Origin of the sequence: Streptomyces sp. NPDC088747 (assembly GCF_044751025.1) — a bacterium.
Lineage (GTDB): Bacteria > Actinomycetota > Actinomycetes > Streptomycetales > Streptomycetaceae > Streptomyces.
Window position 1 is genome coordinate 26500 of sequence record NZ_JBIVKZ010000002.1, and the last position, 23543, is coordinate 50042.

Annotated in this window: 23 protein-coding genes; 5 read left to right on the top strand and 18 right to left on the bottom strand. The window is 70.8% G+C overall.

The genetic code is table 11. The features are described from left to right. Positions 1-55: 55 nt before the first annotated feature. The gene (locus ACIP79_RS04565; protein ID WP_401219315.1) at positions 56-1645 is read right to left on the bottom strand and encodes an MDR family MFS transporter; all 1590 of its coding nucleotides are present in this window, start codon (positions 1643-1645) and stop codon (positions 56-58) included. Positions 1646-1814: 169 nt separating this feature from the next. On the opposite strand from ACIP79_RS04565, the gene ACIP79_RS04570 reads away from it, so the two are divergent. Then, on the top strand, positions 1815-2411 hold the full coding sequence (locus ACIP79_RS04570) for a TetR/AcrR family transcriptional regulator (RefSeq protein ID WP_401219318.1): 597 nt from the start codon (positions 1815-1817) through the stop codon (positions 2409-2411). Positions 2412-2478: 67 nt separating this feature from the next. On the opposite strand, the gene ACIP79_RS04575 is transcribed toward ACIP79_RS04570, so the two are convergent. After that, complete coding sequence (locus ACIP79_RS04575) at positions 2479-3075, bottom strand: M23 family metallopeptidase (RefSeq protein WP_401219320.1); 597 nt, start codon at positions 3073-3075, stop codon at positions 2479-2481. A gap of 595 nt (positions 3076-3670) precedes the next feature. Then, positions 3671-6199, bottom strand: a complete 2529-nt coding sequence (locus tag ACIP79_RS04580; RefSeq protein WP_329546263.1) for an ATP-dependent Clp protease ATP-binding subunit — start codon at positions 6197-6199, stop codon at positions 3671-3673. A 430-nt stretch (positions 6200-6629) separates the two neighbouring features. Here ACIP79_RS04580 and ACIP79_RS04585 point away from each other — a divergent pair, with 430 nt between their 5' ends. Continuing rightward, positions 6630-7325, top strand: a complete 696-nt coding sequence (locus ACIP79_RS04585; protein ID WP_401219323.1) for an SCO3374 family protein — start codon at positions 6630-6632, stop codon at positions 7323-7325. Here ACIP79_RS04585 and ACIP79_RS04590 read toward each other — a convergent pair. The 10 genes from ACIP79_RS04590 to ACIP79_RS04635 form a co-directional block, all read right to left on the bottom strand. Continuing rightward, positions 7304-7639 carry an Lsr2 family protein gene (locus ACIP79_RS04590; RefSeq protein ID WP_326721505.1) on the bottom strand — a complete coding sequence of 112 codons (336 nt, stop codon included), beginning with the start codon at positions 7637-7639 and terminating at the stop codon, positions 7304-7306. The two genes, ACIP79_RS04585 and ACIP79_RS04590, sit on opposite strands and share 22 nt — an antisense overlap. 228 nt (positions 7640-7867) lie before the next feature. Next, positions 7868-8437, bottom strand: a complete 570-nt coding sequence (locus ACIP79_RS04595; RefSeq protein ID WP_399213147.1) for an amino-acid N-acetyltransferase — start codon at positions 8435-8437, stop codon at positions 7868-7870. A gap of 9 nt (positions 8438-8446) precedes the next feature. Next, positions 8447-8863 carry a BlaI/MecI/CopY family transcriptional regulator gene (locus ACIP79_RS04600; RefSeq protein ID WP_401219327.1) on the bottom strand — a complete coding sequence of 139 codons (417 nt, stop codon included), beginning with the start codon at positions 8861-8863 and terminating at the stop codon, positions 8447-8449. Positions 8864-8974: 111 nt separating this feature from the next. Further along, positions 8975-9154 carry a hypothetical protein gene (locus ACIP79_RS04605; RefSeq protein ID WP_383681609.1) on the bottom strand — a complete coding sequence of 60 codons (180 nt, stop codon included), beginning with the start codon at positions 9152-9154 and terminating at the stop codon, positions 8975-8977. 13 nt (positions 9155-9167) lie between these two features. Further along, positions 9168-9797: a hypothetical protein gene (locus ACIP79_RS04610; RefSeq protein WP_401219331.1), complete on the bottom strand. Its 630-nt coding sequence runs from the start codon at positions 9795-9797 to the stop codon at positions 9168-9170. A 114-nt stretch (positions 9798-9911) separates the two neighbouring features. Further along, positions 9912-10709, bottom strand: a complete 798-nt coding sequence (locus ACIP79_RS04615) for a type III pantothenate kinase (RefSeq protein WP_383681607.1) — start codon at positions 10707-10709, stop codon at positions 9912-9914. A gap of 5 nt (positions 10710-10714) precedes the next feature. Further along, positions 10715-11707: a carboxylating nicotinate-nucleotide diphosphorylase gene (gene nadC / locus ACIP79_RS04620; protein WP_401219333.1), complete on the bottom strand. Its 993-nt coding sequence runs from the start codon at positions 11705-11707 to the stop codon at positions 10715-10717. A gap of 5 nt (positions 11708-11712) precedes the next feature. Continuing rightward, positions 11713-13479, bottom strand: coding sequence for an L-aspartate oxidase (locus tag ACIP79_RS04625; protein ID WP_401219335.1), 1767 nt, complete (start codon positions 13477-13479; stop codon positions 11713-11715). Then, a complete protein-coding gene (gene panC, locus ACIP79_RS04630; RefSeq protein ID WP_401219337.1) occupies positions 13476-14468 on the bottom strand; it encodes a pantoate--beta-alanine ligase in 993 nt (330 codons plus the stop codon). The genes ACIP79_RS04625 and panC overlap by 4 nt, the downstream gene beginning before the upstream one ends. Then, positions 14465-15397, bottom strand: a complete 933-nt coding sequence (locus ACIP79_RS04635) for a Rossmann-like and DUF2520 domain-containing protein (protein ID WP_401219339.1) — start codon at positions 15395-15397, stop codon at positions 14465-14467. The genes panC and ACIP79_RS04635 overlap by 4 nt, the downstream gene beginning before the upstream one ends. A gap of 172 nt (positions 15398-15569) precedes the next feature. On the opposite strand from ACIP79_RS04635, the gene ACIP79_RS04640 reads away from it, so the two are divergent. Continuing rightward, complete coding sequence (locus ACIP79_RS04640) at positions 15570-16805, top strand: threonine aldolase family protein (protein WP_401219341.1); 1236 nt, start codon at positions 15570-15572, stop codon at positions 16803-16805. 236 nt (positions 16806-17041) lie between these two features. On the opposite strand, the gene ACIP79_RS04645 is transcribed toward ACIP79_RS04640, so the two are convergent. Then, entirely contained in the window at positions 17042-17260 is a 219-nt protein-coding gene (locus ACIP79_RS04645) for a hypothetical protein (protein ID WP_401219343.1), read from the bottom strand. A gap of 178 nt (positions 17261-17438) precedes the next feature. On the opposite strand from ACIP79_RS04645, the gene ACIP79_RS04650 reads away from it, so the two are divergent. Beyond that, positions 17439-18542 (top strand): DUF5937 family protein, encoded by a 1104-nt coding sequence (locus tag ACIP79_RS04650; RefSeq protein WP_401219345.1) that lies wholly within the window; start codon positions 17439-17441, stop codon positions 18540-18542. 18 nt (positions 18543-18560) lie between these two features. Here ACIP79_RS04650 and ACIP79_RS04655 read toward each other — a convergent pair whose 3' ends face one another. The 3 genes from ACIP79_RS04655 to ACIP79_RS04665 are packed head-to-tail and all read right to left on the bottom strand — an operon-like array spanning position 18561 to position 21178. Next, positions 18561-19193: an AAA family ATPase gene (locus tag ACIP79_RS04655; protein ID WP_401219348.1), complete on the bottom strand. Its 633-nt coding sequence runs from the start codon at positions 19191-19193 to the stop codon at positions 18561-18563. A 50-nt stretch (positions 19194-19243) separates the two neighbouring features. Continuing rightward, positions 19244-19915 (bottom strand): response regulator, encoded by a 672-nt coding sequence (locus tag ACIP79_RS04660; protein WP_401219350.1) that lies wholly within the window; start codon positions 19913-19915, stop codon positions 19244-19246. A 54-nt stretch (positions 19916-19969) separates the two neighbouring features. Beyond that, positions 19970-21178 (bottom strand): sensor histidine kinase, encoded by a 1209-nt coding sequence (locus tag ACIP79_RS04665; protein ID WP_401219353.1) that lies wholly within the window; start codon positions 21176-21178, stop codon positions 19970-19972. 118 nt (positions 21179-21296) lie between these two features. Between ACIP79_RS04665 and ACIP79_RS04670 the strand changes: the two genes are divergently transcribed. Beyond that, positions 21297-22412, top strand: a complete 1116-nt coding sequence (locus tag ACIP79_RS04670) for an SAM-dependent methyltransferase (protein ID WP_401219356.1) — start codon at positions 21297-21299, stop codon at positions 22410-22412. Here ACIP79_RS04670 and ACIP79_RS04675 read toward each other — a convergent pair. Next, positions 22377-23528, bottom strand: coding sequence for an NADH-quinone oxidoreductase subunit D (locus ACIP79_RS04675; protein ID WP_383681587.1), 1152 nt, complete (start codon positions 23526-23528; stop codon positions 22377-22379). The genes ACIP79_RS04670 and ACIP79_RS04675 overlap by 36 nt on opposite strands. Positions 23529-23543: the final 15 nt, after the last annotated feature.

Genomic DNA, 23543 nt, shown 5'->3' on the forward strand with positions numbered 1-23543 from the left:
ACCCCCGGGGCGGACAACGCCGGGGGTCTTCGGACCGAGCAGGACTGGACGCGCCTCAGACGGCCTCTGCAACCGCCCGCGGCGCCCCCGCGGCGTCCCCAGCCACATCCCCCTCGGCCGCCTTCGGCCCCCCGGCCCCCTTGAGCGGAACCTCCTTGACGAACACCGCGGCCACCAGCGAGACCACGGCCACGATCGCGCCCAGCAGGAACGCGGAGTGCGTACCGGAGGACACCGCGAACTGGTAGGCCTCCCGCGCCGCGGCCGGCAGCTTCGCCAGGCTCGCCGCGTCGAGCTGCGCGGACTGCTCGGTCACCTTGGACCCGATGGCCCCGGCCCGCTCGGACATCACGTCCTGCACGCGCTGGTTGAACAGCGCGCCCATGATCGCGACACCGAAGGAGGAGCCGAGCGTACGGGCGAGGGTGGTCGTGGAGGACGCGACGCCCATGTCCTTCATCTCGACGCTGTTCTGCGCGACCAGCATGGTGATCTGCATCAGGCAGCCCATGCCCGCGCCGAGCACCGCCATGTACAGCCCGGAGGTGAACCGGGTCGTGTCGGTGTCCATCTGCGAGAGCAGGAACAGACCCGCCGCCATCAGCACACTGCCGGCGACCGGAAAGACCTTGTAGCGCCCGGTGTTGGTGGTGACCCGCCCGGCCACCATCGACGTGACCAGCATCGCGGCGAGCATCGGGAGCAGCAGCAGACCGGAGTTGGTCGCGGACGCGCCCTGCACCGACTGCTGGTACAGCGGCAGGAAGAGCGTCGCACCGAACATCACGAAGCCGGTGATGAAGCCGATGATCGACATCAGCGTGAAGTTGCGGCTGCGGAAGATGTGCAGCGGCACGACCGGCGCGGCGGCCTTGGTCTGCACGAAGACGAACCCGACGAGCGCGACGACACCGATCGCGATGAGCTCCATGATCCGGGCCGAGCCCCAGGCGTACTCACTGCCGCCCCAGGTGGTGACGAGGACGATGGCCGTGATGCCGATGGTCAGCAGCCCGGCGCCCAGATAGTCGATCCGCCCCTCGACCCGCTTCTTCGGCAGGTGCAGGACGACGCTGATCGCGATGAGCGCGACGACACCGAGCGGCAGGTTGATGTAGAAGGACCAGCGCCAGCCCCAGTGGTCGGTGATGGTGCCGCCGACGAGCGGTCCGGCGATCATGGCGAGCGCCATCACGCCGGCCATCATGCCCTGGTACTTACCGCGCTCGCGCGGCGGAATCAGGTCGCCGATGATCGCCATGACGCCGACCATCAGACCGCCGGCACCGAGCCCCTGGATGGCGCGGAACCCGATCAGCTGCCCCATGTCCTGGGCCATACCGCTCAGCGCGGAGCCGATCAGGAAGATCACGATCGAGGTCATGAAGGCGCCCTTGCGCCCGTACATGTCGCCGAGCTTGCCCCAGATGGGGGTGGAGGCCGCGGTCGCGAGGGTGTACGCCGTCACCACCCACGAGAGGTGTTCGAGGCCGCCCAGTTCGCCGACGATCGTGGGCATCGCCGTGCCGACGATCATGTTGTCGAGCATCGCCAGCATCATCGCGACCATCAGCGCGAACAGGACCACGCGCACGCTGCGTGGCTGTTTCTCGGGCTCTGCCGCCACTCCGGTGTCGTCCGCCATCGTTCCACTCCCCTGGGTACAGTTGCCGCCGCGAGCTACTTACTTGCCGCCCGGCTAGTTGACTACACTGGGAAAGTAGCCCCGTAACTAGCCGGGCGTCAAGTAAGTTTTGCTGGGCTTTACCAGCCGGGCGACAGGTAAGTTTCCTGGGAGCGCGAGGAGCACGAGAATGGGCGGCACCATGGACGGCACCAAGCGACAGCGCCGCGGCGACACCCGCCAGCGCATCCAGGACGTGGCCCTCGAACTCTTCTCCGAGCAGGGCTACGAGAAGACCTCACTGCGCGAGATCGCCGAGCACCTCGACGTCACGAAGGCCGCGCTCTACTACCACTTCAAGACCAAGGAAGAGATCCTCATCAGCCTCTTCCAGGACCTGACGCGGCCACTGGACGAGCTGATCGAGTGGGGCGGACACCAGCCGCACTCCCTGGAGACCAAGAAAGAGGTCCTGCGCCGGTACAGCGAGGCCCTCTCCGGCGCCGCCCCGCTCTTCCGCTTCATGCAGGAGAACCAGGCGACCGTACGGGAGCTGAGCATCGGCGAGACGTTCAAGGACCGGATGCACAGCATGCTCGACATCATCAAGGAGCCGGAGTCGCCGCTGACCGACCAGGTCCGCTGCGTCAGCGCGCTCTTCACGATGCACGCCGGGATGTTCGTCCTCCGAGACGTCGAAGGCGACCCCGAGGACAAGCGCAAGGCCGTCCTGGAGGTCGCGATCGATCTGGTGACGCAGGCACACGGAGACGCCGCCGCTTCCTAGACGGTGCTTCCCAGGCGGTGCTCCGCCCGTGTGCGGCTCTCCGCGTGCGTCCGGTCCGCCCCTACGGTCAGACCGTGACGCCCTTGCCGCGCAGGAACGCGACCGGGTCGATGGCGGAGCCGTAGTTGGCGGTCTTACGGATCTCGAAGTGCAGGTGGGGACCGCTGGAGTTTCCGGTGCTGCCGGACAGCGCGATGTTCTGACCGGTGGCGACGACCTGGCCGATCTTCACCTTGATCTTTGACAGGTGGGCGTACTGCGAGTACGTGCCGTTGCCGTGCTTGATGACTATCGCGTTGCCGTACGCCGGGCCGTCACCGGCGCCGTTGCCGCCCGCCTTGACGACGGTGCCGCCGTGCGCGGCGAAGACCTTGGTACCGGTGGCGACGGCGAAGTCCTGCCCGGAGTGGGTCGAGGACCACATGTTGCCGGCCTGGTTGAAGCTGGCGGACAGGGTGTACTTCTTCACCGGGTCGACCCAGCCGGCCTTCTTGGCGGCCTTCACCTGCGTGACGGTGGCCGCGGTGACGGCTCCGCTGTCGCCGGCGGCGGCCGCGACCCCTGCGCCCAGCACGACCGAGGCGCCGAGACCGACGGTCAGGACGGCCGCCCGGGTGCGGAGCAGGGACGTACGGGACTTGAGGGACGTGGTGCGCTTCGACATGGAGACCTCACGTAGACGGGGACGGAAAACCCACCCGGCGTGAACACTCCCGCCGGATGGACAACCCATTGGTAACCCGGCGACCCACCGACCCTCAAACACGCCATCTACGATGGAAGATCGTACTTGACACCGAAACTTCCTCGTCCTTGACAGACCTCCCGACCCGTCTCGAATCTTCCCCATTTTTCCCTGGAAGACGGGTTTAACCCCACTTCGAGCGGTCCAGCCCCACGGAAACCCCACCCCTCTCCACCCCTCACCCCGGACTCCGGAACCCCGGGGAACCCCCTAACCCAAAGGTCCGATTTGTCCGCCAGAACGTTCCAACTATTCCCGCTAGTAACGGACAAATCGCCTGTGCGTCATGTCACCGACCGCCGGTATCCGCGGCCTCTGGGATGTGACGGGGCCTACTCCCGGAGGGGCGGCTTCGCGGGACTCGGGAGAGCCGTGACGGGCTCCCTCGCCCTCCTTCGGAGGCGAGGCGCAGACGTGCCCCGTGGGCAGTGGGCAGTGGGCGCGGGCACAGCGAAAGGGGCCGCCCCGGAACCGAAGTCCCGGGGTGGCCCCTTTCAGGCGGGCGCCGAAGCGGCTACGCCTCCTTGCTCAGGTTGGGTCCTGCCCCACCCGCGGCCTGCTCGATCGGCGGAACGTCGGGGAGAGCGGACTTCTCCTCGCCGCGGAAGGTGAACTTCTTCGCGTCACCCTCGCCCTCCGTGTCGACGACCACGATCTGGCCGGGGCGCAGCTCGCCGAAGAGGATCTTCTCGGAGAGCAGGTCCTCGATCTCGCGCTGGATCGTCCGGCGCAGCGGCCGGGCGCCCATCACGGGGTCGTAGCCCTTCTTCGCGAGGAGCGACTTGGCGGTCGGGCTGAGCTCGAGGCCCATGTCCCGGTCCTTCAGCCGCTCGTCCACCTTGGCGATCATGAGGTCGACGATCTGGATGATGTCTTCCTCGGTGAGCTGGTGGAAGACCACCGTGTCGTCGACACGGTTCAGGAACTCGGGGCGGAAGTGCTGCTTCAGCTCCTCGTTGACCTTGACCTTCATGCGCTCGTAGTTGCTCTTGACGTCACCCGTGGCGGCGAAGCCGAGGTTGAAGCCCTTGGAGATGTCCCGGGTGCCGAGGTTGGTCGTCATGATGATGACCGTGTTCTTGAAGTCCACGACCCGGCCCTGGGAGTCGGTCAGGCGACCGTCCTCCAGGATCTGGAGAAGCGAGTTGAAGATGTCCGGGTGGGCCTTTTCGACCTCGTCGAAGAGAACCACCGAGAACGGCTTCCGACGCACCTTCTCCGTCAGCTGGCCACCCTCTTCGTAGCCCACGTAACCGGGGGGCGAACCGAAGAGACGCGAGACCGTGTGCTTCTCGCTGAACTCCGACATGTCGAGGGAGATCAGCGCGTCCTCGTCACCGAAGAGGAACTCCGCGAGGGTCTTCGACAGCTCGGTCTTACCGACACCCGAGGGGCCGGCGAAGATGAACGAACCACCGGGACGCTTCGGGTCCTTCAGACCCGCTCGCGTACGACGGATCGCCTGCGAGAGCGCCTTGATGGCGTCCTTCTGGCCGATGACCCGCTTGTGGAGCTCGTCCTCCATGCGCAGCAGACGCGAGGACTCCTCCTCGGTCAGCTTGAAGACCGGGATGCCGGTGGCCGTGGCGAGGACCTCGGCGATGAGCTCGCCGTCGACCTCGGCGACGACGTCCATGTCGCCGGCCTTCCACTCCTTCTCCCGCTTGGCCTTGGCGGCCAGGAGCTGCTTCTCCTTGTCGCGGAGGGAGGCGGCCTTCTCGAAGTCCTGCGAGTCGATCGCGGACTCCTTGTCGCGGCGCACGCCCGCGATCTTCTCGTCGAACTCCCGGAGGTCCGGCGGAGCGGTCATCCGGCGGATGCGCATCCGTGAGCCCGCCTCGTCGATCAGGTCGATCGCCTTGTCGGGGAGGAACCGGTCCGAGATGTAGCGGTCCGCGAGCGTCGCGGCCTGCACCAGGGCCTCGTCCGTGATGGAGACGCGGTGGTGGGCCTCGTAACGGTCCCGCAGGCCCTTGAGGATCTCGATCGTGTGGGGAAGGGAAGGCTCCGCCACCTGGATCGGCTGGAAGCGGCGCTCGAGGGCCGCGTCCTTCTCGAGGTGCTTGCGGTACTCGTCCAGAGTCGTCGCACCGATGGTCTGGAGCTCGCCGCGGGCCAGCATCGGCTTCAGGATCGAAGCCGCGTCGATGGCGCCCTCGGCGGCACCCGCCCCGACGAGCGTGTGCAGCTCGTCGATGAACAGGATGATGTCGCCGCGGGTGCGGATCTCCTTGAGCACCTTCTTGAGGCGCTCCTCGAAGTCACCGCGGTAGCGGGAGCCGGCGACCAGTGCGCCGAGGTCCAGGGTGTAGAGGTGCTTGTCCTTGAGGGTCTCGGGCACCTCGCCCTTGACGATGGCCTGGGCGAGGCCCTCGACGACGGCGGTCTTGCCGACGCCGGGCTCACCGATCAGGACCGGGTTGTTCTTCGTACGACGGGACAGCACCTGCATGACCCGCTCGATCTCCTTCTCGCGCCCGATGACCGGGTCGAGCTTGGACTCACGAGCGGCCTGGGTGAGGTTCCGGCCGAACTGGTCGAGGACCAGGGACGTCGAGGGGGTGCCCTCGGCAGGACCGCCACTGGCGCCGGCGGTCTCCTTGCCCTGGTATCCGGAGAGCAGCTGGATGACCTGCTGCCGCACCCGGTTGAGATCTGCGCCCAGCTTGACCAGGACCTGGGCGGCGACGCCCTCGCCCTCACGGATCAGGCCGAGCAGGATGTGCTCCGTGCCGATGTAGTTGTGGCCCAGCTGAAGGGCCTCGCGGAGCGAGAGCTCCAGGACCTTCTTGGCACGGGGGGTGAAGGGGATGTGCCCGGACGGGGCCTGCTGCCCCTGCCCGATGATCTCCTCCACCTGCTGGCGGACCGCCTCGAGCGAAATCCCGAGGCTCTCCAGGGCCTTAGCGGCGACACCCTCACCCTCGTGGATCAGGCCCAGGAGGATGTGCTCGGTGCCGATGTAGTTGTGGTTGAGCATCCGGGCTTCTTCCTGAGCCAGGACGACAACCCGCCGCGCGCGGTCGGTGAACCTCTCGAACATCGTTAATCGCTCCTCAGAGCGGTCAGGCAGTAAGGGGACGCTCCCCTCCCTGTCCTTCCGCAGCTTAGTCCCGCAAGCAGGGACCGCTCATTCCAACTGCCGACACCGTCCTTGGCCTCCTGACCCCGAACGCCGACATCTGCTCCAACCTGATGGTGCGAGACGATGTTCCCGCAGGCCAGGCAGATACCCTCACCGGCTGTACGCCGATGGCGAACGTGAGATGCCCGAGCCATGCGTGTCGCCCCTCCCACTAGGGATGTCTTACCCGCACGCACTGACACTCCATGCCGCGCGCGCCGGTTCCCTCCGCTACGGGCGAACATCCTTGCGCCGCCCACAGCCCCCGCACGCCCCCATTTCCCGCACTCCTTGAGTCCACCGGAATACCCAGCGTAACTCCGGAGCCTTTCCGGCTGTTGCTCTTGGCATGGTTCCCACCGTTCCCCACCCCCGTCGGCCGCTCGACCCGAGCGATCCGGTGCGGTGGTGGTACGAGAACGAACTCGGCTGGCCGACAGTGCCCGGCGCTCCGCCGCGGCTGGTCACCGGCGTGCGTTTCGACGTCCTGGACGTGCCGGCGGAGGCGGGGCACGCGGCGCTGCGGCACCTGGGGCCGGGCTCTCCGGTGGCGCTGCACGGAGGCCACGCGGCGGGCGGCGGCGGGCGGATGCGGTTCCTGGTCGCCGCGGGGAGCGCGGACGAACTGCCGGGGCTGCTCGACTGGCTGGAGTGGGGCACTCTCACCCTGGACATCGCGGCGATCGGCGCGGGCGGCAGCATCGAGGCGCCGGAGCCGCCGGGGAGGGCGGGGAAGGCGGGGCGGCCGGGAATCACACCGCTCGCGAGCCTGGTGAATTCACAGGGGTGCGGTCAGGGCGACGCGGATTCCCGGGGGAACGCTCGGGAGACCGGTCCACAGGGGGCCGCCGTATGGCTGCGGCCCCCCGAGCCTGGGTGCGAGGTCGAACCCTCGCTGCCGACCATGTCGGCGCTGCCGGAACTGCCGGCCGTGGGGGGCGTTGGGGGCGCCCCCGATCTCGTACGACTCGTCGACACGATGGCGACACAGTGCCACCGGGTCCGGCTGCGGCGCGTGAGCGCTCAGCCGTTGGCCTTCTCGTAAGCCTCACGAATGGTCGCGGGAACTCGGCCGCGGTCATTGACCTCGAAGCCGTTCTCCTTGGCCCACGCGCGGATCTGCGCGGTGTCCTGGCTGCCACCGGAAGCGACGCGGGCCTTTCCACGGGCGCCCGAAGCACGGCCCCCGGTACGGCGACCGCCCTTCACGTACGCGTCGAGAAGGCCCCGGAGCTTGTCCGCATTGGCGGTCGTGAGATCGATTTCGTACGTCTTGCCGTCCAACGCGAACGTCACGGTCTCGTCCGCCTCGCCACCGTCGAGGTCGTCGACAAGAAGGACCTGAACCTTCTGTGCCACGGGATTTCCTTTCATCGATAACTTCAGAGCCGGGGGCTACGGCGGGCTGCCGCTGTTTCACGGCCCCTGTTATATGCAGTACTGCAGTACGTCGGAAAGCAAACCGCTTTTGCTGGAAAAACACAAACCCCTGGAGGAGACTCACAGGGCACTGGCAGACCGGAAACGTGCGCGTTTCGGACATAGGGAACCCGCGCGGGGCGTTCAACCGGAATAGTTGTCGGGCGATCACAGATGCAGAAGCATCCGGCTGTTGCCCAAGGTGTTCGGTTTCACTCGTTCGAGACCGAGGAACTCCGCGACGCCCTCGTCATAGGAACGCAGTAGCTCGGCGTAGACATCGGTGTCAACGGGTGTCTCACCGATCTCCACGAAGCCGTGCTTCGCGAAGAAGTCCACTTCGAAGGTCAGACAGAAAACTCGGCGAACCCCGAGCCAGCGGGCGGTCTGGAGCAACTTCTCCAGCAACTGATGACCGACGCCGACGCCCTTGAGCGAGGGGTTCACGGCGAGAGTGCGGACTTCCGCGAGGTCTTCCCACATCACGTGGAGCGCGCCGCAGCCGACGACCTCGGCGTTGTCGTCCCGTTCCGCGACCCAGAACTCCTGGATGTCCTCGTAAAGGGTCACCGTCGCTTTGTCGAGCAGGATGCGCTGTCGGACGTTCGCGTCAAGGAGTCGGCGCACGGCCGTGACATCGCCGGTCCTGGCACGCCGGACGGTGATGGCTTTTGCGCTGGCTTCGGGACGCTCTGACGGAAGCTTCGCAGGAAGCTCCGCGGGATGCTCTGCTGGCATGTGCGGACGCTATCGCCCGCTGTCGCCTGGGCCGGAGCCGGGGTTCTCACCGACCGGCTTCTCCGCCTCGGGCGTTTCCGGCCCTTGGACCATACGTACGGCGTCGCGCAGCTGATGTCGCTGTTCCTCGCTCATCATGCCGAAGAAGGCGACGAGAGCGGCGGCCGGGTTGTCACTCTGTGACCAGGCGTCGTTCATCAGTGCCGCCGCGTAGGCGGCACGCGTGGAGACCGCCTCATATCGATAGGCCCTGCCTTCGGCTTCCCGTCGCACCCAGCCCTTCTGATGGAGATTGTCCAAAACGGTCATCACCGTGGTGTAGGCGATGGACCGTTCCTGCTGAAGGTCTTCCAGGACTTCTCGAACGGTCACCGGGCGGTTCCACTTCCACACCCGCGTCATGACCGAGTCTTCGAGTTCTCCCAATGGGCGAGGCACAGCTCAGAACAATAGTGGGAGATCAGCAACAAAAAGGGCGTACGACTCGAAAAACGTATGAGTCGTACGCCGATGAGTGTTCCGGCAGGGGCCGGGCGCTCAGTTCTCGGTGCTCCGTGCGGCCTGTCGGGCGCTGTCCGCGCGCGCGAGGGCGGCGTCCACGACCGCGTCCTCCTTGGCCTTGTTGGCCCCGCCCTGGCTCTTCACGATCGTCACGATCAGTCCGACGAAGAACACGGCCATCACTACGGGGGGCACGAGCGCGGAGACATAGTCCATGCCTCCAGACTAACTACCCCGCCGCGAGCTGTTGCGGGGGGTTCGCCGGTGGGGGTGCGGGCTTGCGCTTCGGGGGGAAGACCTCGCCCGGGGTGGGGATGGGGCGTTCCGGGCGCGGGGTCCCGGCCGGGGGGCGCGACCGCGGCTGGGCGGCCGGCTTGTCCCCCGGCCTCGCGGCGCCCCCGTCGGAGGACAGGCCGCCGGGGAGGGCGAGGAGGCGGGTGCGGGATGGGGGGACGGTCCGGCCTGCCGGTCGGGCGCGTAGGCCGCGTTCACCGAGCGTGCGGCAGCGGTCCAGGAGGCGGGCCGCTGTGGGGTTGCCGCGCAGCGCGCGGAGGGCGGCGAGGTCGTCGGGGTTCGGGAGGTAGCCGTTGCCGAGCGTCTCCTCCAGGAGCAGGAGGTAGCCGGCCGCCGTGCCAGGCAGGGCCGCCCGGTAGCGGGCGAGGTCGGCCACCAGGAAGGCCCGGAGTCTTGCTCCCTCACGGGCCGCCTCGTCGACGGACTCGGCGAGACGTAGGCAGTCCTGGAGGTCCTCGGCCGAGACGGGGCTGGGGTTGACGGCGAGGTCGAGGGCGCGACGGAGCACACGCAGCTCCTCCGCACCGAACGCCAGGCCGCCGCGGGATCCGTATGGCGTGGGCATGCGGCGACGATACGCGCTAATCAGACAAAAGGCGCATACAAGGTGATCGTGGCGCGTCTTCACCGGGACCGGGGCCGTACGCGGGGCCCTGTCCCGGTGAAGACGCGCCGGGGCCTACGTACGTGACACGTTCCGCTCGTACACCAGCCGCAGCCCTATCAGCGTCAGCCACGGCTCGTGCTCGTCGATGACCGAGGCCTCGCCGAGGACCATCGGGGCCAGGCCGCCGGTGGCGATGACGGTGACGTCGTCGGGATCGTCGGCGAGCTCGCGGGCCATGCGGTTGACCACGCCGTCGACCTGGCCGGCGAAACCGTAGATGATGCCCGACTGCATGGCCTCGACGGTGTTCTTGCCGATGACGGTCCGCGGGCGGGCGATCTCGATCTTGCGGAGCTGGGCGCCCTTGACGCCGAGGGCCTCGACGGAGATCTCGATGCCCGGGGCGATCACGCCGCCCGTGTACTCACCGCGCGCGGACACCGCGTCGAACGTCGTCGCCGTACCGAAGTCCACGACGATCGCCGGCCCCCCGTAGAGCTCGACCGCCGCGACCGCGTTGATGATGCGGTCGGCGCCGACCTCCTTGGGGTTGTCCATCAGGATCGGGACGCCGGTCTTGATGCCGGGCTCGACCAGTACGGCGGGCACGTCGCCGTAGTAGCGGCGGGTCACCTCTCGCAGCTCGTGCAGGACGGACGGGACGGTGGAGCAGATGGCGATGCCGTCGATGCCGTCGCCGAGCTCCTCGCCGAGCAACGGATGCATGCCCATCAGGCCCTGGAGGAGGACGGCCAGCTCGTCGGCGGTGCGGCGGGCGTCCGTGGAGATGCGCCAGTGCTCGACGATCTCCTCGCCGTCGAAGAGGCCGAGGACGGTGTGCGTGTTGCCGACGTCGATCGTGAGCAGCATTTTTCCTATGCCGCCTCGTCCGTCGACGCCTCGCGCAGGTCGAGGCCGATGTCCAGGATGGGCGAGGAGTGCGTGAGGGCGCCCACCGCCAGGAAGTCGACGCCGGTCTGGGCGTACGCCTCGGCGTTGCCGAGGGTGAGGCGGCCGGATGCCTCCAGGAGCGCGCGGCCCTCGACGAGGGCGACGGCCTCCTCACACTCGGCGGGCGTGAAGTTGTCCAGCAGGATCAGGTCGGCGCCCGCGTCCAAGACCTCGCCGAGCTGGTCCAGGGTGTCGACCTCGACCTCGATCGGCACGTCGGGGAATGCCTCGCGCACGGCCTTGAAGGCCTGGGAGACGCCGCCCGCGGCGACCACGTGGTTGTCCTTGACCAGCGCCGCGTCCGAGAGGGACATGCGGTGGTTGACGCCGCCGCCGCAGCGCACCGCGAACTTCTCCAGGGAGCGCAGGCCCGGCGTCGTCTTGCGGGTGTCGCGGACCCGGGTCCCGGTGCCCTCCAGGGCGTCCGCCCACGCGCGCGTGGCGGTTGCGATGCCGGAGAGGCGGCACAGCAGGTTCAGCGCGCTGCGCTCGGCCGTGAGCAGGTCGCGGGTGAGCGTGGTGACGGTCAGGAGCTTCTGGCCCGCCTCCACCCGGTCGCCGTCCTCGACGTGCCGCTCGACCTCGAACTCGTCCGTGCAGACCACGGAGATGACGGCCTCGGCCACCCGCAGGCCCGCCACGACACCGGCGTCGCGGGCGGTGAAGTCACCGGTGGAGACGGCGTCCGCGGGAATGGTCGCGACGGTCGTCACGTCCACGCCGTGCGCGAGGTCCTCCTGGATCGCCACGTTCGCGATGTCCTCGACCTCCAGGGGGTCGAGTCCCGCCTCGGTGAGGAGCTGGACGAGCGCGGGGTCGAGGCCGCAGTCGAGGTACGTCTCGTCCGCCTCGGCGCCGCAGCCGCAGCCGTCGCCGCAGCCGCCGCTCTGGACGAGGGGAAGGTCGGGGGTGCTCACTGCTGTCACTGCTCCTGGGGACGGGTGGCCGACCGGGGCTGCCGGGTCGGGGGGAAGTCTGCTGTGTCGGTGGTGTGCACGGCGAGGGTCCTGTCGGGATTCAGCCGTACGACGATGTGGCGGCGCCAGTCCGTGTCGTCCCGGTCCGCGTGGTCCTCGCGCCAGTGGCAGCCGCGGGTCTCCTCGCGGAGGCGGGCGGCGGTGACCAGGGCCCTGGCCACGCACAGGAGGTTGGTGGCCTCCCAGGTGTCGACGCCGGGCTCGGCGGTCTTGCCGTTCTCGTCGAGGGCGTCACGGGCGTCGGAGTGCAGCCGGTGCAGCCGGTCGGCCGCCTGGGCGAGGGAGTCGGCGGAGCGCAGGACGCCGGCGCCGTCCGTCATGATCCGCTGGATCGCGAACCGGGCCGTCGGGTCGAGCAGCGGGTGAGCGGGCTTCTCCGGGTGCGGGACCGGCTCGGGCACGCGCGTGTGGAGGCGGTTCTCCTCGTGGCGGGCCGCGATGTCCGCCGCGATGCGCTCGGCGTAGACCAGGCCCTCCAGGAGGGAGTTGGAGGCGAGCCGGTTCGCGCCGTGCACGCCGGTGCAGGCGACCTCGCCGCACGCGTACAGGCCCGGCACCGTGGTGCGGCCCCGCGCGTCGGTGCGGACGCCTCCGGAGGCGTAGTGGGCGGCCGGGGCGACCGGGACGGGCTCGGTCACCGGGTCGATGCCGTGGGCGCGGCAGGCGGCCAGGATGGTCGGGAAGCGGTGCTCCCACATGTCGGCGCCGAAGTGCCGGGCGTCGAGGAACATGTGCTCGGCGTCCTGCTCCTGCATGCGGCGCATGATGCCCTTGGCGACGATGTCCCGGGGCGCCAGCTCCGCCAGCTCGTGCTGACCCACCATGAAGCGCACGCCGTCCGCGTCGACCAGGTGGGCGCCCTCGCCGCGTACCGCCTCGGAGACGAGCGGCTGCTGTCCCTCCGCGTCCGCGCCCAGGAAGAGCACCGTCGGGTGGAACTGGACGAATTCGAGGTCGGAGATCTCCGCGCCCGCGCGCAGGGCCAGGGCCACGCCGTCGCCGGTCGACACCGACGGGTTGGTGGTGGCGGAGAAGACCTGGCCCATGCCGCCGGTCGCGAGGACCACGGTGGGGGCGTGCACGGCTCCCACGCCGTCGTGCTGGCCCTCCCCCATGACGTGCAGGGTCACGCCCGCGGTGCGGCCGTCGGCGTCCGTGAGGAGGTCCAGGACGAGCGCGTTCTCGACCGTGCGCAAGCCACGCGCGCGAACCGCCTCGACGAGCGCTCGGGAGATCTCGGCGCCGGTCGCGTCGCCGCCCGCGTGCGCGATGCGCCGGCGGTGGTGGCCGCCCTCCCGGGTCAGCTCGAGGGCACCCTCGGCGGACTCGTCGAAGTGGGCGCCGGTCTCGATGAGGCGGCGTACGGCGTCGGGGCCCTCGGTGACGAGGATGCGTACGGCGCCCTCGTCGCACAGGCCCGCACCGGCCACCAGGGTGTCGTCCAGGTGCTGTTCGGGGGTGTCGCCCTCGCCGAGGGCCGCGGCGATGCCGCCCTGCGCCCAGCGCGTGGAGCCGTCGTCCAGGCGGGCCTTGGTGACGACGACGGTCCGCAGTCCCGCGGCCTCGCAGCGGAGGGCGGCGGTGAGGCCCGCGACCCCGGAGCCGACGACCACGACGTCGGCGGTGAGGGCCCAGCCGGGGGCGGGCGCGTGCAGTCGTATGCCGGTACCGGTGCTCGTTCCGGTACCCGTACCTGTGCCTTTGCCGGTCACGGGGCGGCTCCGAAGGTGAGAGGGAGGTTGTCGATCAGACGGGTGGTCCCGACCCGGGCGGCGACCGCGAGGACCGCCTCGCCGGTGAAGTCCTCGCCGATCTCGGTGAAGTCGGAGGGGTCGACCAGGGCCAGGTAGTCCAGGACGAGCGGCGGCCGCATCCGGGCCGCCTCGTCCAGGGCGAGGCGGGCCGCCGCGCGGACTCCGACGGGGCCGCCGGGGACGGCCTTCGCCATGGCGTGCGCGTCGGCCGCCGCGCGGGACTCGCCGATCGCGCTGAGGGCCTCGGCACGCGCGCGCGTGGCGGGCACTTCACGGGCACGCGCGCGCAGAGCCTCCTGGGCGGCGTGCCGGTCGCGGCCCGCGAACAGGGCCCGCGAGAGGGCGAGCGCGGTGCGCCGCTCCTGGGCGGAGAGGTAGCGGTTGCGGCTGGAGAGGGCGAGCCCGTCCTCCTCGCGGACGGTGGGCACGCCGACGATCTCCACGCCGAAGTTCAGGTCGCGCGCCATGCGCCGGATCAGGGCCAGCTGCTGGGCGTCCTTCTGCCCGTACAGCGCCACGTCGGGCCGGGTGAGGTGCAGCAGTTTGGCGACGACGGTGAGCATGCCGTCGAAGTGGCCGGGGCGGGTGGCTCCTTCGAGGCGTTCGCCCATGGGGCCCGCGCTGACGCGGACCTGGGGTTCGCCGCCGGGGTAGACCTCGTCCACGGAGGGGGCGAACACCACGTCCGCACCCGCCTCTTCGGCGATCTTGATGTCGGCTTCCAGGGTGCGCGGGTAGCGGTCGAGGTCCTCGCCTGCGCCGAACTGGAGGGGGTTCACAAAGACGGTGACGACCACCTCGCCCGCGTCGCCGGCGATCTCCCGGGCGGTGCGGATCAGCGTGGCGTGGCCCTCGTGCAGTGCGCCCATGGTCATGACGACCGCTCGGCGGCCGTCCCCCACGCGCGCGTGCAGCTCGTCGGCGGTGCGCAGGAGGACGGCGGTCATCGGTCGCTCCCGTCCTCGGGCAGCGGCGCCCCGTCGGCGAGCACCCCGAGCAGGTCCTCGGCGAGTTCCGGCTTGAGCAGCCCGTGGGCGAGCGCGCGGTCGGCGGTCGCTCTGGCCATCGCGAGATACCCGGGGACGGTCTGCGGGGCGTGCTTGCGCAGCTCCGCGACGTGCGCGGCGACCGTGCCCGCGTCCCCGCGCGCCACGGGCCCCGTGAGGGCCGCGTCGCCCGACCTGAGGGCGTTGTCCAGGGCGGCGCCGAGCAGCGGGCCCAGCATGCGGTCGGGGGCCTCCACGCCCGCGGCGCGCAGCAGCTCCATGGACTCGGCGACCAGGGTCACCAGATGGTTGGCGCCGAGAGCGAGGGCGGCATGGTAGAGCGGACGGTTCTCCTCGGCGATCCACTCGGGCTCGCCGCCCATCTCGATGACCAGGGCCTCGGCGGCCAGCCGCAGCTCCTGGGGCGCGGTGACCCCGAAGGAGCATCCGACGAGCCGCTGTACGTCGACGGCGGTGCCGGTGAAGGTCATCGCGGGGTGCAGCGCCAGCGGCAGCGCGCCTGCCCTGAGCGCCGGGTCGAGCACATGTGTGCCGTACCGCCCGGAGGTGTGCACGAGCAGTTGGCCGGGCCGCACCGCACCGGTCTCGGCGAGCCCCTCCACGAGCCCCGGCAGGGCGTCGTCGGGGACGGTCAGCAGCACCAGATCGGCCCGCTCCATGACCTGGGCCGGGGTCACCACCGGCACGTCGGGCAGCAGCTGCGCGGCCCGCCGTACGGAGGCGTCGGAGACACCCGAGACGGCCACCGGGCGGTGCCCGGCGAGCTGGAGGGCCGCGGCCAGGGTGGGGCCCACCCGGCCGGCGCCGACGACACCGACGGTCAGCCGCGCGGGGCGGTCCCTGGGGTCTGGCTGTTGGAATGTACTCACTCGACGGCGGCCTTCCCGTTCCAGTCCGCTCGGGGTACCGGACGATTTCTCGTCATGTTAACGCGATTGGTCCCTGGGCCGTTTTCGTTGTCCACAGGCTGTGGGTTTCCGCAGGTCGCGGGGGTGCGGAAATCCAGGTGTGCCGCGGCCGGACGCGCGGCATCATCCGGGAATGAGCGATACGGCGGACAAGGCGACGGACGAGTCGGTGGACGAGTCGATGGGACGGACCGGGGACGGGACGGTGGAGAGCGCGGCCGGACGGACCGCGGACGTGACGGCCGACCGGATGCGGGAGCGGCGGGTCGCCGCCTGGCGGGCCGCGCGGCGAGTGCTGTGGCGCCCCAGCCACCAAGCCACTGTCCGCGACCGGCTGACGTGGCTGAACGACGGGGCCGAGGGCGTGTACGACCTCGACCAGCCGGTCGACATGTACGGGGACCGGCTCGTCGAGACCCTGGAGGAACGGGTCGCCGGCCTGCTCGGCATGGAGGCCGCCGCCTTCTTCCCCACCGGCACCATGGCTCAGCAGGTCGCCCTGCGCTGCTGGGCGGGCCGGACCGGGAACGCGACCGTCGCGCTGCATCCGCTGAGTCATCCGGAGGTCCACGAGCGGCACGCGTTCAGCCGGGTCAGCGGTCTGCGTCCGGTCCACGTGACGGACGAGCCGCGGCTGCCGACCGCCGAGGAGGTGCGCGACCTCCCCGAGCCCTTCGGCACGCTGATGCTCGAACTGCCGCTCAGGGACGCCGGTTTCGTGCTGCCCTCCTGGGAGGAGCTCACCGAGGTCGTCGACGCCGCGCGGGAGCGGGACGCGGTGGTGCACTTCGACGGGGCCCGGCTGTGGGAGTGCACCGCGAGCCTGGGCCGCCCGCTGGAGGAGATCGCGGGCCTCGCGGACAGCGTCTACGTGTCGTTCTACAAGTCGCTCGGCGGATTCGGCGGAGCGGCCGTCGCGGGCCCGCGGACGCTCATCGACGAGGCGAAGACCTGGCGGCACCGGTACGGCGGCATGATCATCCAGCAGTTCCCCACCGCCCTCGCGGCCCTGATCGGCCTGGAGCGCGAGCTGCCCCGGCTGCCGGAGTACGTGGCCCACGCGCGCGTGGTCGCCGCCGCTCTGCGCGAGGGGTTCACCGAGGCCGGTGTCCCCTGGGTGCGCGTCCACCCCGAGGAACCGCACACCCACCAGTTCCAGGTCTGGCTCCCGTACGACCACGACGCGCTCGGCGAGGCGGGGCTGCGGCAGCTGGAGGAGACGAGGACCGGCGTCTTCGCGCAGGGCTGGACGCGGGGCGGGCCAGGGCTGGCGTACACCGAGGTCACGGTCGCGGCGCCCGGCCTGGAGTGGACGGCCCAGGACGTCAGGACGGCGGTCCGGGACTTCGCCGAACGGCTGCCCGGCTGAGGGCGCGCGCCCTTGGTGGGCTCCAGCCTGTGGTGGGCTTCACCGACCGGGGTGGGCTCCAGCCCTCAGGGGGCCTGACAGGCCGAGGTCAGCTTCAACCCCCGGTGGGCCTCACCGGCCGAGGTGAGCTTCAACCTCCGGTGGGCTTCAGTCCCCAGTGGGCCTGACAGGCCGAGGTCAGCTTCAACCCCCGGTGGGCCTCACCGGCCGAGGTGAGCTTCAACCCCCGGTAGGCCTCACCGACCAGGGTGCGGCCCCCACCCACGCAGCCGGCGGCCCAGGGCCTCCCGTGTCCCCCCGTGCGCGGGACGCTCCGCGACGACGGCCCGGAATCGCCGGCGGTCCCGCAGCTCGCGCGCGACCTGCCAGTCGAACGTGCCGGGGGCCGGCGGGGCGGGCTCGCCGTGCGAGCGCGCCCGGTAGGTGTCCAGAAGGTACTGCTGGGTGATGCTCATGACCCACCGCCTCTCGGGACGGATCGCCTCTCGGGACGAGGAGGGGGACGGGATCCGACGGCCCGCGAGGCCCGCTGGATCCAGCGTGCGCCTCCGCGCGGACGGTGTCGCCTCGATCGACAGGTCGGCCCGGTCGACCGGCGGAGGCGTTGTCAGTGGCGGGGTGCACCATGGGTTCATGAGCGTGCGCATCGACGTCACCGGGCTTCGGCAGGAGGGCATCGCCTTCGTGCCCTCACCGCTGGCCGAGCTCGGGATGGCGCTGCACGTCCTGTCCGAGCCGGGCCACCACCCGGCGCTCCAGGGCTGGACGACCGGGGTGACCGCACGGCTCGACCCGCATCTCGCGGACCGGATGTGCGAGGCGGACTTCCTGTGGCGGTCGACGTTCTCGGACCTGTTCCTGCCCGCCGCCGGGATCCCGGGCGGAGCCACGCCGGGCGCGACCCTCGCCGAGGACCTGGATCTGCTGGACAAGCTGACGGACGAGCAGTTCGTGGACGCGGCGCTGGAGTTCACGTGCATGCTCACCTACGACTCCCGGGTGCCGCACATCCTCTCCGACCCCGTCGTCCGCGGGCGGGCCCTCGACGTGGCGGCCTCGCGCGGGCCGCGGCAGGTGCGGTTCACCGAGCGGCTGCTCCAGGACCCGCCGAGCGTCCGGGCCTGGCTGAGGGGCTTCCTGCGGGACTGCGACGAGGCATTCTTCGCCGACACCTGGTCCCGCTTGCGCCACCAGCTCGCGGCGGACGCCCGGCGCAAGACGGAGCTGCTCCGGCACAAGGGCCTCGGCGAGGCACTGGCCTCGGTGTCCCCCGTCGTGACGCTGGACGAGGCCGCGGGACGGATCACCGTCGACAAGCTGATCCAGGGCCGCACCGTCACCACGGACGGCGGCCTCCTCCTCGTACCGACCAGCCTGGGCCGCCCGCATCTGAACGTGCTGCACCGGTACGGCTGGCAGCCGCTCCTGCACTACCCGGTCAGCGCTCCCGAGCCGGCCGCCCCGCCCACGGTCGATCAGCTCTCCCTGCGGATGACCGCGCTGTCCCACCCGGTGCGGATGCGGCTCTGCCGTCATCTGGCCCGCAGCGCGTACACCACCGGCGAGCTGGCGCAGGTGCACGGCATGACCGCCCCCGAGATATCCCGCCACCTGGGCGTGCTCAAGAAGGCGGGCCTGCTCACCACACAGCGCCGCGGGCGTTACGTGCTGCACCAGTTGGACGTCACCGTCGTGGCCCGGCTGGGCAGCGACTTCCTGGAGGGGATCCTGCGCTGAGGGCCCCGCCGACCGGTCTCAGTCGAGGCGGATGTGCCGCGCGCTCGTCCACGCCCGCCGCAGGCGGCCCCGGACCAGCCCGTCCCGGTTCGGGGCGAGGGTGAGGCCCGCGAGTACCGCGATGCGGTCGGCCGTCCTGGTGACCGTCGTGCCGTCGGTCCACAGGTGCTCGGCGAACTCCGGCTCGCGCAGCCGCTCCAGACACTCGTCCAGCCGCTCCAGGGCCCAACTCTCGCGCCGCAGTGGGGCGTCCTTGCCGGCGACGTACTGGAGGAAGCGCCCGAAGCCGCGCTCGCGGAGCCGTTTCCGTACGGTCTCGCGGTCGGCGAGGAGCGCGAAGTGGCGTACGTCGTGGCCCAGTTCGCGCAGCCGCCCGACGGTCTCCTCGAAGCAGCGGGGGTCCGTGACCGTCATCGGGGCTATCACGACGCCGTCCTGCTTGGTGAGGGCGAGGTCGAGCACCTCGACCACGCCCTGCCGCCAGGACCTCAAGTCCTGGAAGTCGCCGCGCAGTTCCGGCGGCAGCATGCGGCGCAGTCCGAATCCGACGAGTTCCGGATCGCAGACGACGCTGCCGGCCAGCCGTCGCTGGATCTCGTGTGCGGTCTGTGTCTTGCCGCCCCCGAAGGGGCCGTTGATCCACAGGAGCATGCGCAGACCCTAGTGGGCGCCGGTCACGCCCCGGTCACGCCCCCGGGCGATCAGCCCTGGCCGCCCGCCCGCACCAGCCCCGTCTCGTACGCGAGGACGACGACCTGCACCCGGTCGCGCAGCCCCAGCTTCGTCAGGATGCGGCCCACGTGCGTCTTGACGGTCGCCTCGGACAGCACCAGGTGGGCCGCGATCTCCTTGTTGGAGAGGCCCTGCGCGACGAGGATCATGACCTCGCGCTCGCGCTCGGTGAGCCGCTCAAGCTCCTTGTGCTGGGGCTGCTGCCCGGCCTGCGGCAGCAGCGGCGCGAACCGGTCGAGCAGCCGCCGGGTGGTGGAGGGCGCGACCACGGCGTCGCCGCTGTGCACCGAGCGGATCGCGGCGAGGAGTTCGGCGGGCGGCACGTCCTTGAGCATGAAGCCGGAGGCACCGGCCTTGAGCCCGGAGAAGGCGTACTCGTCGAGGTCGAAGGTGGTGAGGATCAGCACCTTCGGCGGGTTGGGGTCGGAGCAGATGCGCCGGGTCGTCTCGACGCCGTCCAGCTTCGGCATGCGGACGTCCATCAGCACCACGTCGACCTCGGTCGCCCGCAGCACCTGGAGGGCCTCGACACCGTCGCCCGCCTCGGCCACGACCTCCATGTCCGGCTGGGCGGCGAGCACCATCCGGAAACCGGTGCGCAGCAGCACCTGGTCGTCGACGAGCATCACGCGGATCGCCATCGGGGGCCTCTTCCGTTCCGTCAGAGTCAGAGAGTGAGGGGGCTGTTACAGGTGTCAGTGGGCCGGCTTGAGCGGAAGCAGGGCGCTGATGCGGAATCCGCCGCCCGGCCGCGGCCCCGCGTCCAGGGTGCCGCCGACCATACCGACGCGCTCCCGCATGCCGATCAGCCCGTGCCCCTGGCCGTCGGCGCCGCCCTCCTCGTACAGCTCGTGGGGCGCGCCCTTGCCGTCGTCCTCGACGAGCAGCCCGAGGCCGTCGTCGAAGTAGACCAGGCGCACGCTGGCGCCGGTGTTCGGCCCCCCGTGCTTGCGCGTGTTGGTGAGCGCCTCCTGGACGATGCGGTACGCCGTGAGCTCCACGCCGCTGGGGAGGGGGCGCGGGGTGCCCTCCACCTTGAAGTCGACGGGGAGGCCGGAGGTGCGGCACTGCGCGATGAGATCGTCGAGCTGCTCGACGTCGGGCTGCGGCACGTACTCGCCGCTCTCCTGGTGCTCTCCGGTGCGCAGTACGCCGAGCAGGCGGCGCATCTCGGCGAGGGCCTGCCTGCCGGTCCCCGAGATGGTCTCCAGGGCCTTCCTCGCCTGGTCCGGGGCAGCGTCCATGACGTACGCGGCGCCGTCGGCCTGGACGACCATCACCGAGACGTTGTGCGCGACGACGTCGTGCAGTTCGCGGGCGATCCGGGCGCGCTCGGCGGCGACGGCGACCTTGGACTGTGCCTCGCGCTCCTTCTCCAGCCGGGCGGCGCGCTCCTCCAGCTGGGCGAGGTAGGCGCGGCGGGTGCGGATGGAGTCGCCGAGCACCCAGGCGAGCGCGAAGGGCACCGTCTGGAAGACGGCTATCAGGACGACGCCCAGGGCGCTCGTCTCCGCCTCGGGCCAGCGGATCTGCGCGAGGGTCCCCGCGGCCAGACCGCCGGTCAGCGAGAAACGGGAGGCCCAGCGGGCGCCGTCCGCGGCGACGGTGTAGATGATCACCAGCATCGCGAAGTCCGCGGGCATCACCTCGACGTCCGTGATCAGCTGGACGCCGCCCATCGCGGCGACGAGGAGCAGCATCTTCTCGGGCATGCGGCGGCGCAGCGCGACCGCCAGGCACAGGAGGACGGCGATCGGGAGGGCCACGGCGGGCGACCCGTGGGTGCTCTCCCGGCTCCCGCCGACACTGGTGAGACTCGCACCGGTGATCCCGAGCAGGACGACGGCCCAGAAGCTGTCGACCCACGTCGGGTGCCTGCGGAGAAAGTCATAGAGGCGCTGCACGTAACCCAGAGTAGGGAAGCGTGCAGTGTGCAGGGGTCAACCCGAGGATCGATCCGCGAGGGCCCCGCGTACTCCCCAAGGTGGAGGCCCGCCGGCTCCGGCCGCTTAGCCTGGCCCCGTGAGACGTGAGGAAACGGACGTGTTCCGGGGCTGGCGCGAGGCGACGGAGGAGGCCTTGTACGGCCCTCAGGGCTTCTACCGCAGGCCCGAGGGGCCCGCGGGCCACTTCCGCACCTCGGTGCACGCCTCCCCGCTCTTCGCGGGCGCCGTGGCCCGCCTGCTGTGCCGGGTCGACGAGGCGCTCGGCCGTCCCGCCGCGCTCGCCTTCGTCGACATGGGGGCGGGCCGCGGCGAACTCGTGACCGCCGTGCTGGCCGCCCTCCCCGCCGAAGTGGGCTCCCGCGCGCGCGGGTACGCCGTCGAACGCGCCGCCCGCCCCGCCGGTCTCGATCACCGGATCGAGTGGCTGGCGGAGCCGCCGCGGGGTGTCACCGGGCTGCTGTTCGCCAACGAGTGGCTGGACAACGTGCCCCTGGAGGTCGCCGAGGTGGACGCCGAGGGCGTGGCCCGCGTGGTGCTCGTACGCCGGGACGGCACCGAACGGCTCGGGGAGCCGGTGCGGGGCGCGGAGGCGGAGTGGCTGCGGAAGTGGTGGCCGCTGTCCCCCGAAGGGGGCCGGGCCGAGATCGGGCTCCCCAGGGACAGGGCCTGGGCCGGCGCGGTCGCCTCGCTCGGGAGCGGTCTGGCCGTGGCCGCCGACTACGCGCACACCGCCGGCGCGCGACCGCCGTTCGGCACCCTCACCGGCTTCCGGGACGGGCGCGGGACGGTGCCCGTCCCCGACGGCTCCCGCGACATCACCGCACATGTGGCGCTGGACGCGTGCGCGCTGCCGGGAGGGCGCGTGACGACCCAGCGGGACGCCCTGCGCGCGCTGGGCGTGAACGGCGCTCGCCCAGCGCTCGCCCTCGCGTCCACGGACCCCGCCGGGTACGTACGCGCCCTCGCGAACGCCGGCGCGGCGGCCGAGCTGACCGCGCCCGGCGGCCTGGGCGACTTCGGCTGGCTGCTCCAGCCGGTCGCCATGCCGGGCGGGCCTGCCGACGCCGACGCTCCGCTGGGCGACCCGCTCGGCGACCTGCTGAACGATCTGCTCGCCGGCGCCCGGCGAGCGGGCGGCCCTCCGCCTGCCCGCGGCCTACTTGTCGATGTCCCCGACCACGAAGAACAGTGACCCCAGGATCGCCACCATGTCCGCGACCAGCGTGCCCGGCAGCAGTTCGGTGAGCGCCTGGATGTTGTTGAACGAGGCCGAGCGCAGCTTCAGCCGGTACGGCGTCTTCTCGCCCTTGCTGACCAGGTAGTAGCCGTTGATGCCGAGGGGGTTCTCGGTCCAGGCGTAGGTGTGCCCCTCGGGCGCCTTGAGGACCTTGGGCAGCCGCTGGTTGATCGGGCCCGGTCGCAGTTCCGCGAGCCGGTCGAGGCAGGCGTCCGCGAGGTCGAGGGCGTTGTGGGTCTGCTCCAGGAGGACCTCGAACCGGGCCAGGCAGTCGCCCTCCTGGCGCGTGACGACCTTCAGGGTGTCCTGGAGTTCGCCGTACGCGAGGTACGGCTCGTCCCGGCGCAGGTCGAAGTCGACCCCGGAGGCGCGCGCGATCGGCCCGCTCACGCCGTACGCGTGCACGGCCTCCGGCGTGAGCGCCCCCACGCCCCGCGTACGCCCCCTGAAGATCTCGTTGCCGAGCACCAGGTCGTCGTACACGCCCATCCGCGAGCGCAGACCGCTGACGGCGTCCCGCGCGCGCCCGGTCCACCCGGCCGGGAGATCCTCCTTCAGGCCGCCGACCCGGTTGAACATGTAGTGCATCCGGCCGCCGGAGACCTCCTCCATGACGTGCTGGAGCTCCTCGCGCTCGGTGAAGGCGTAGAAGATCGGGGTGATCCCGCCCAGCTCCAGGGGGTACGAGCCGAGGAACATCAGGTGGTTCAGGACCCGGTTGAGCTCGGCGAGCAGCGTGCGCGTCCACACCGCGCGCTCGGGGACCTCCATGCCGAGCATCCGCTCCACGGCCAGGACGACACCCAGCTCGTTGGCGAAGGCGGACAGCCAGTCGTGGCGGTTGGCGAGCATGATGATCTGGCGGTAGTCACGCGCCTCGAAGAGTTTCTCCGCGCCGCGGTGCATATAGCCGATGACCGGCTCCGCGTGCTGGATCCGCTCGCCGTCCAGCACGAGCCGCAACCGCAGCACACCGTGCGTGGACGGGTGCTGGGGCCCGATGTTGAGCACCATGTCGGTGCTCTCCGCGGCGCCGCCGATACCGACCATGGTCTCCGTGGTGGGAGTCATGGGCACAGTGTCTCG

Coding starts and splice junctions, on each gene's coding strand:
- ACIP79_RS04565 (WP_401219315.1), bottom strand. CDS start 1,645: ATGGCGGACGACACCGGAGTGGCGGCAGAGCCCGAGAAACAGCCACGC.
- ACIP79_RS04570 (WP_401219318.1), top strand. CDS start 1,815: ATGGGCGGCACCATGGACGGCACCAAGCGACAGCGCCGCGGCGACACC.
- ACIP79_RS04575 (WP_401219320.1), bottom strand. CDS start 3,075: ATGTCGAAGCGCACCACGTCCCTCAAGTCCCGTACGTCCCTGCTCCGC.
- ACIP79_RS04580 (WP_329546263.1), bottom strand. CDS start 6,199: ATGTTCGAGAGGTTCACCGACCGCGCGCGGCGGGTTGTCGTCCTGGCT.
- ACIP79_RS04585 (WP_401219323.1), top strand. CDS start 6,630: ATGGTTCCCACCGTTCCCCACCCCCGTCGGCCGCTCGACCCGAGCGAT.
- ACIP79_RS04595 (WP_399213147.1), bottom strand. CDS start 8,437: ATGCCAGCAGAGCATCCCGCGGAGCTTCCTGCGAAGCTTCCGTCAGAG.
- ACIP79_RS04605 (WP_383681609.1), bottom strand. CDS start 9,154: ATGGACTATGTCTCCGCGCTCGTGCCCCCCGTAGTGATGGCCGTGTTC.
- ACIP79_RS04610 (WP_401219331.1), bottom strand. CDS start 9,797: ATGCCCACGCCATACGGATCCCGCGGCGGCCTGGCGTTCGGTGCGGAG.
- ACIP79_RS04615 (WP_383681607.1), bottom strand. CDS start 10,709: ATGCTGCTCACGATCGACGTCGGCAACACGCACACCGTCCTCGGCCTC.
- panC (WP_401219337.1), bottom strand. CDS start 14,468: ATGACCGCCGTCCTCCTGCGCACCGCCGACGAGCTGCACGCGCGCGTG.
- ACIP79_RS04640 (WP_401219341.1), top strand. CDS start 15,570: ATGAGCGATACGGCGGACAAGGCGACGGACGAGTCGGTGGACGAGTCG.
- ACIP79_RS04645 (WP_401219343.1), bottom strand. CDS start 17,260: ATGAGCATCACCCAGCAGTACCTTCTGGACACCTACCGGGCGCGCTCG.
- ACIP79_RS04650 (WP_401219345.1), top strand. CDS start 17,439: ATGAGCGTGCGCATCGACGTCACCGGGCTTCGGCAGGAGGGCATCGCC.
- ACIP79_RS04655 (WP_401219348.1), bottom strand. CDS start 19,193: ATGCTCCTGTGGATCAACGGCCCCTTCGGGGGCGGCAAGACACAGACC.
- ACIP79_RS04660 (WP_401219350.1), bottom strand. CDS start 19,915: ATGGCGATCCGCGTGATGCTCGTCGACGACCAGGTGCTGCTGCGCACC.
- ACIP79_RS04675 (WP_383681587.1), bottom strand. CDS start 23,528: ATGACTCCCACCACGGAGACCATGGTCGGTATCGGCGGCGCCGCGGAG.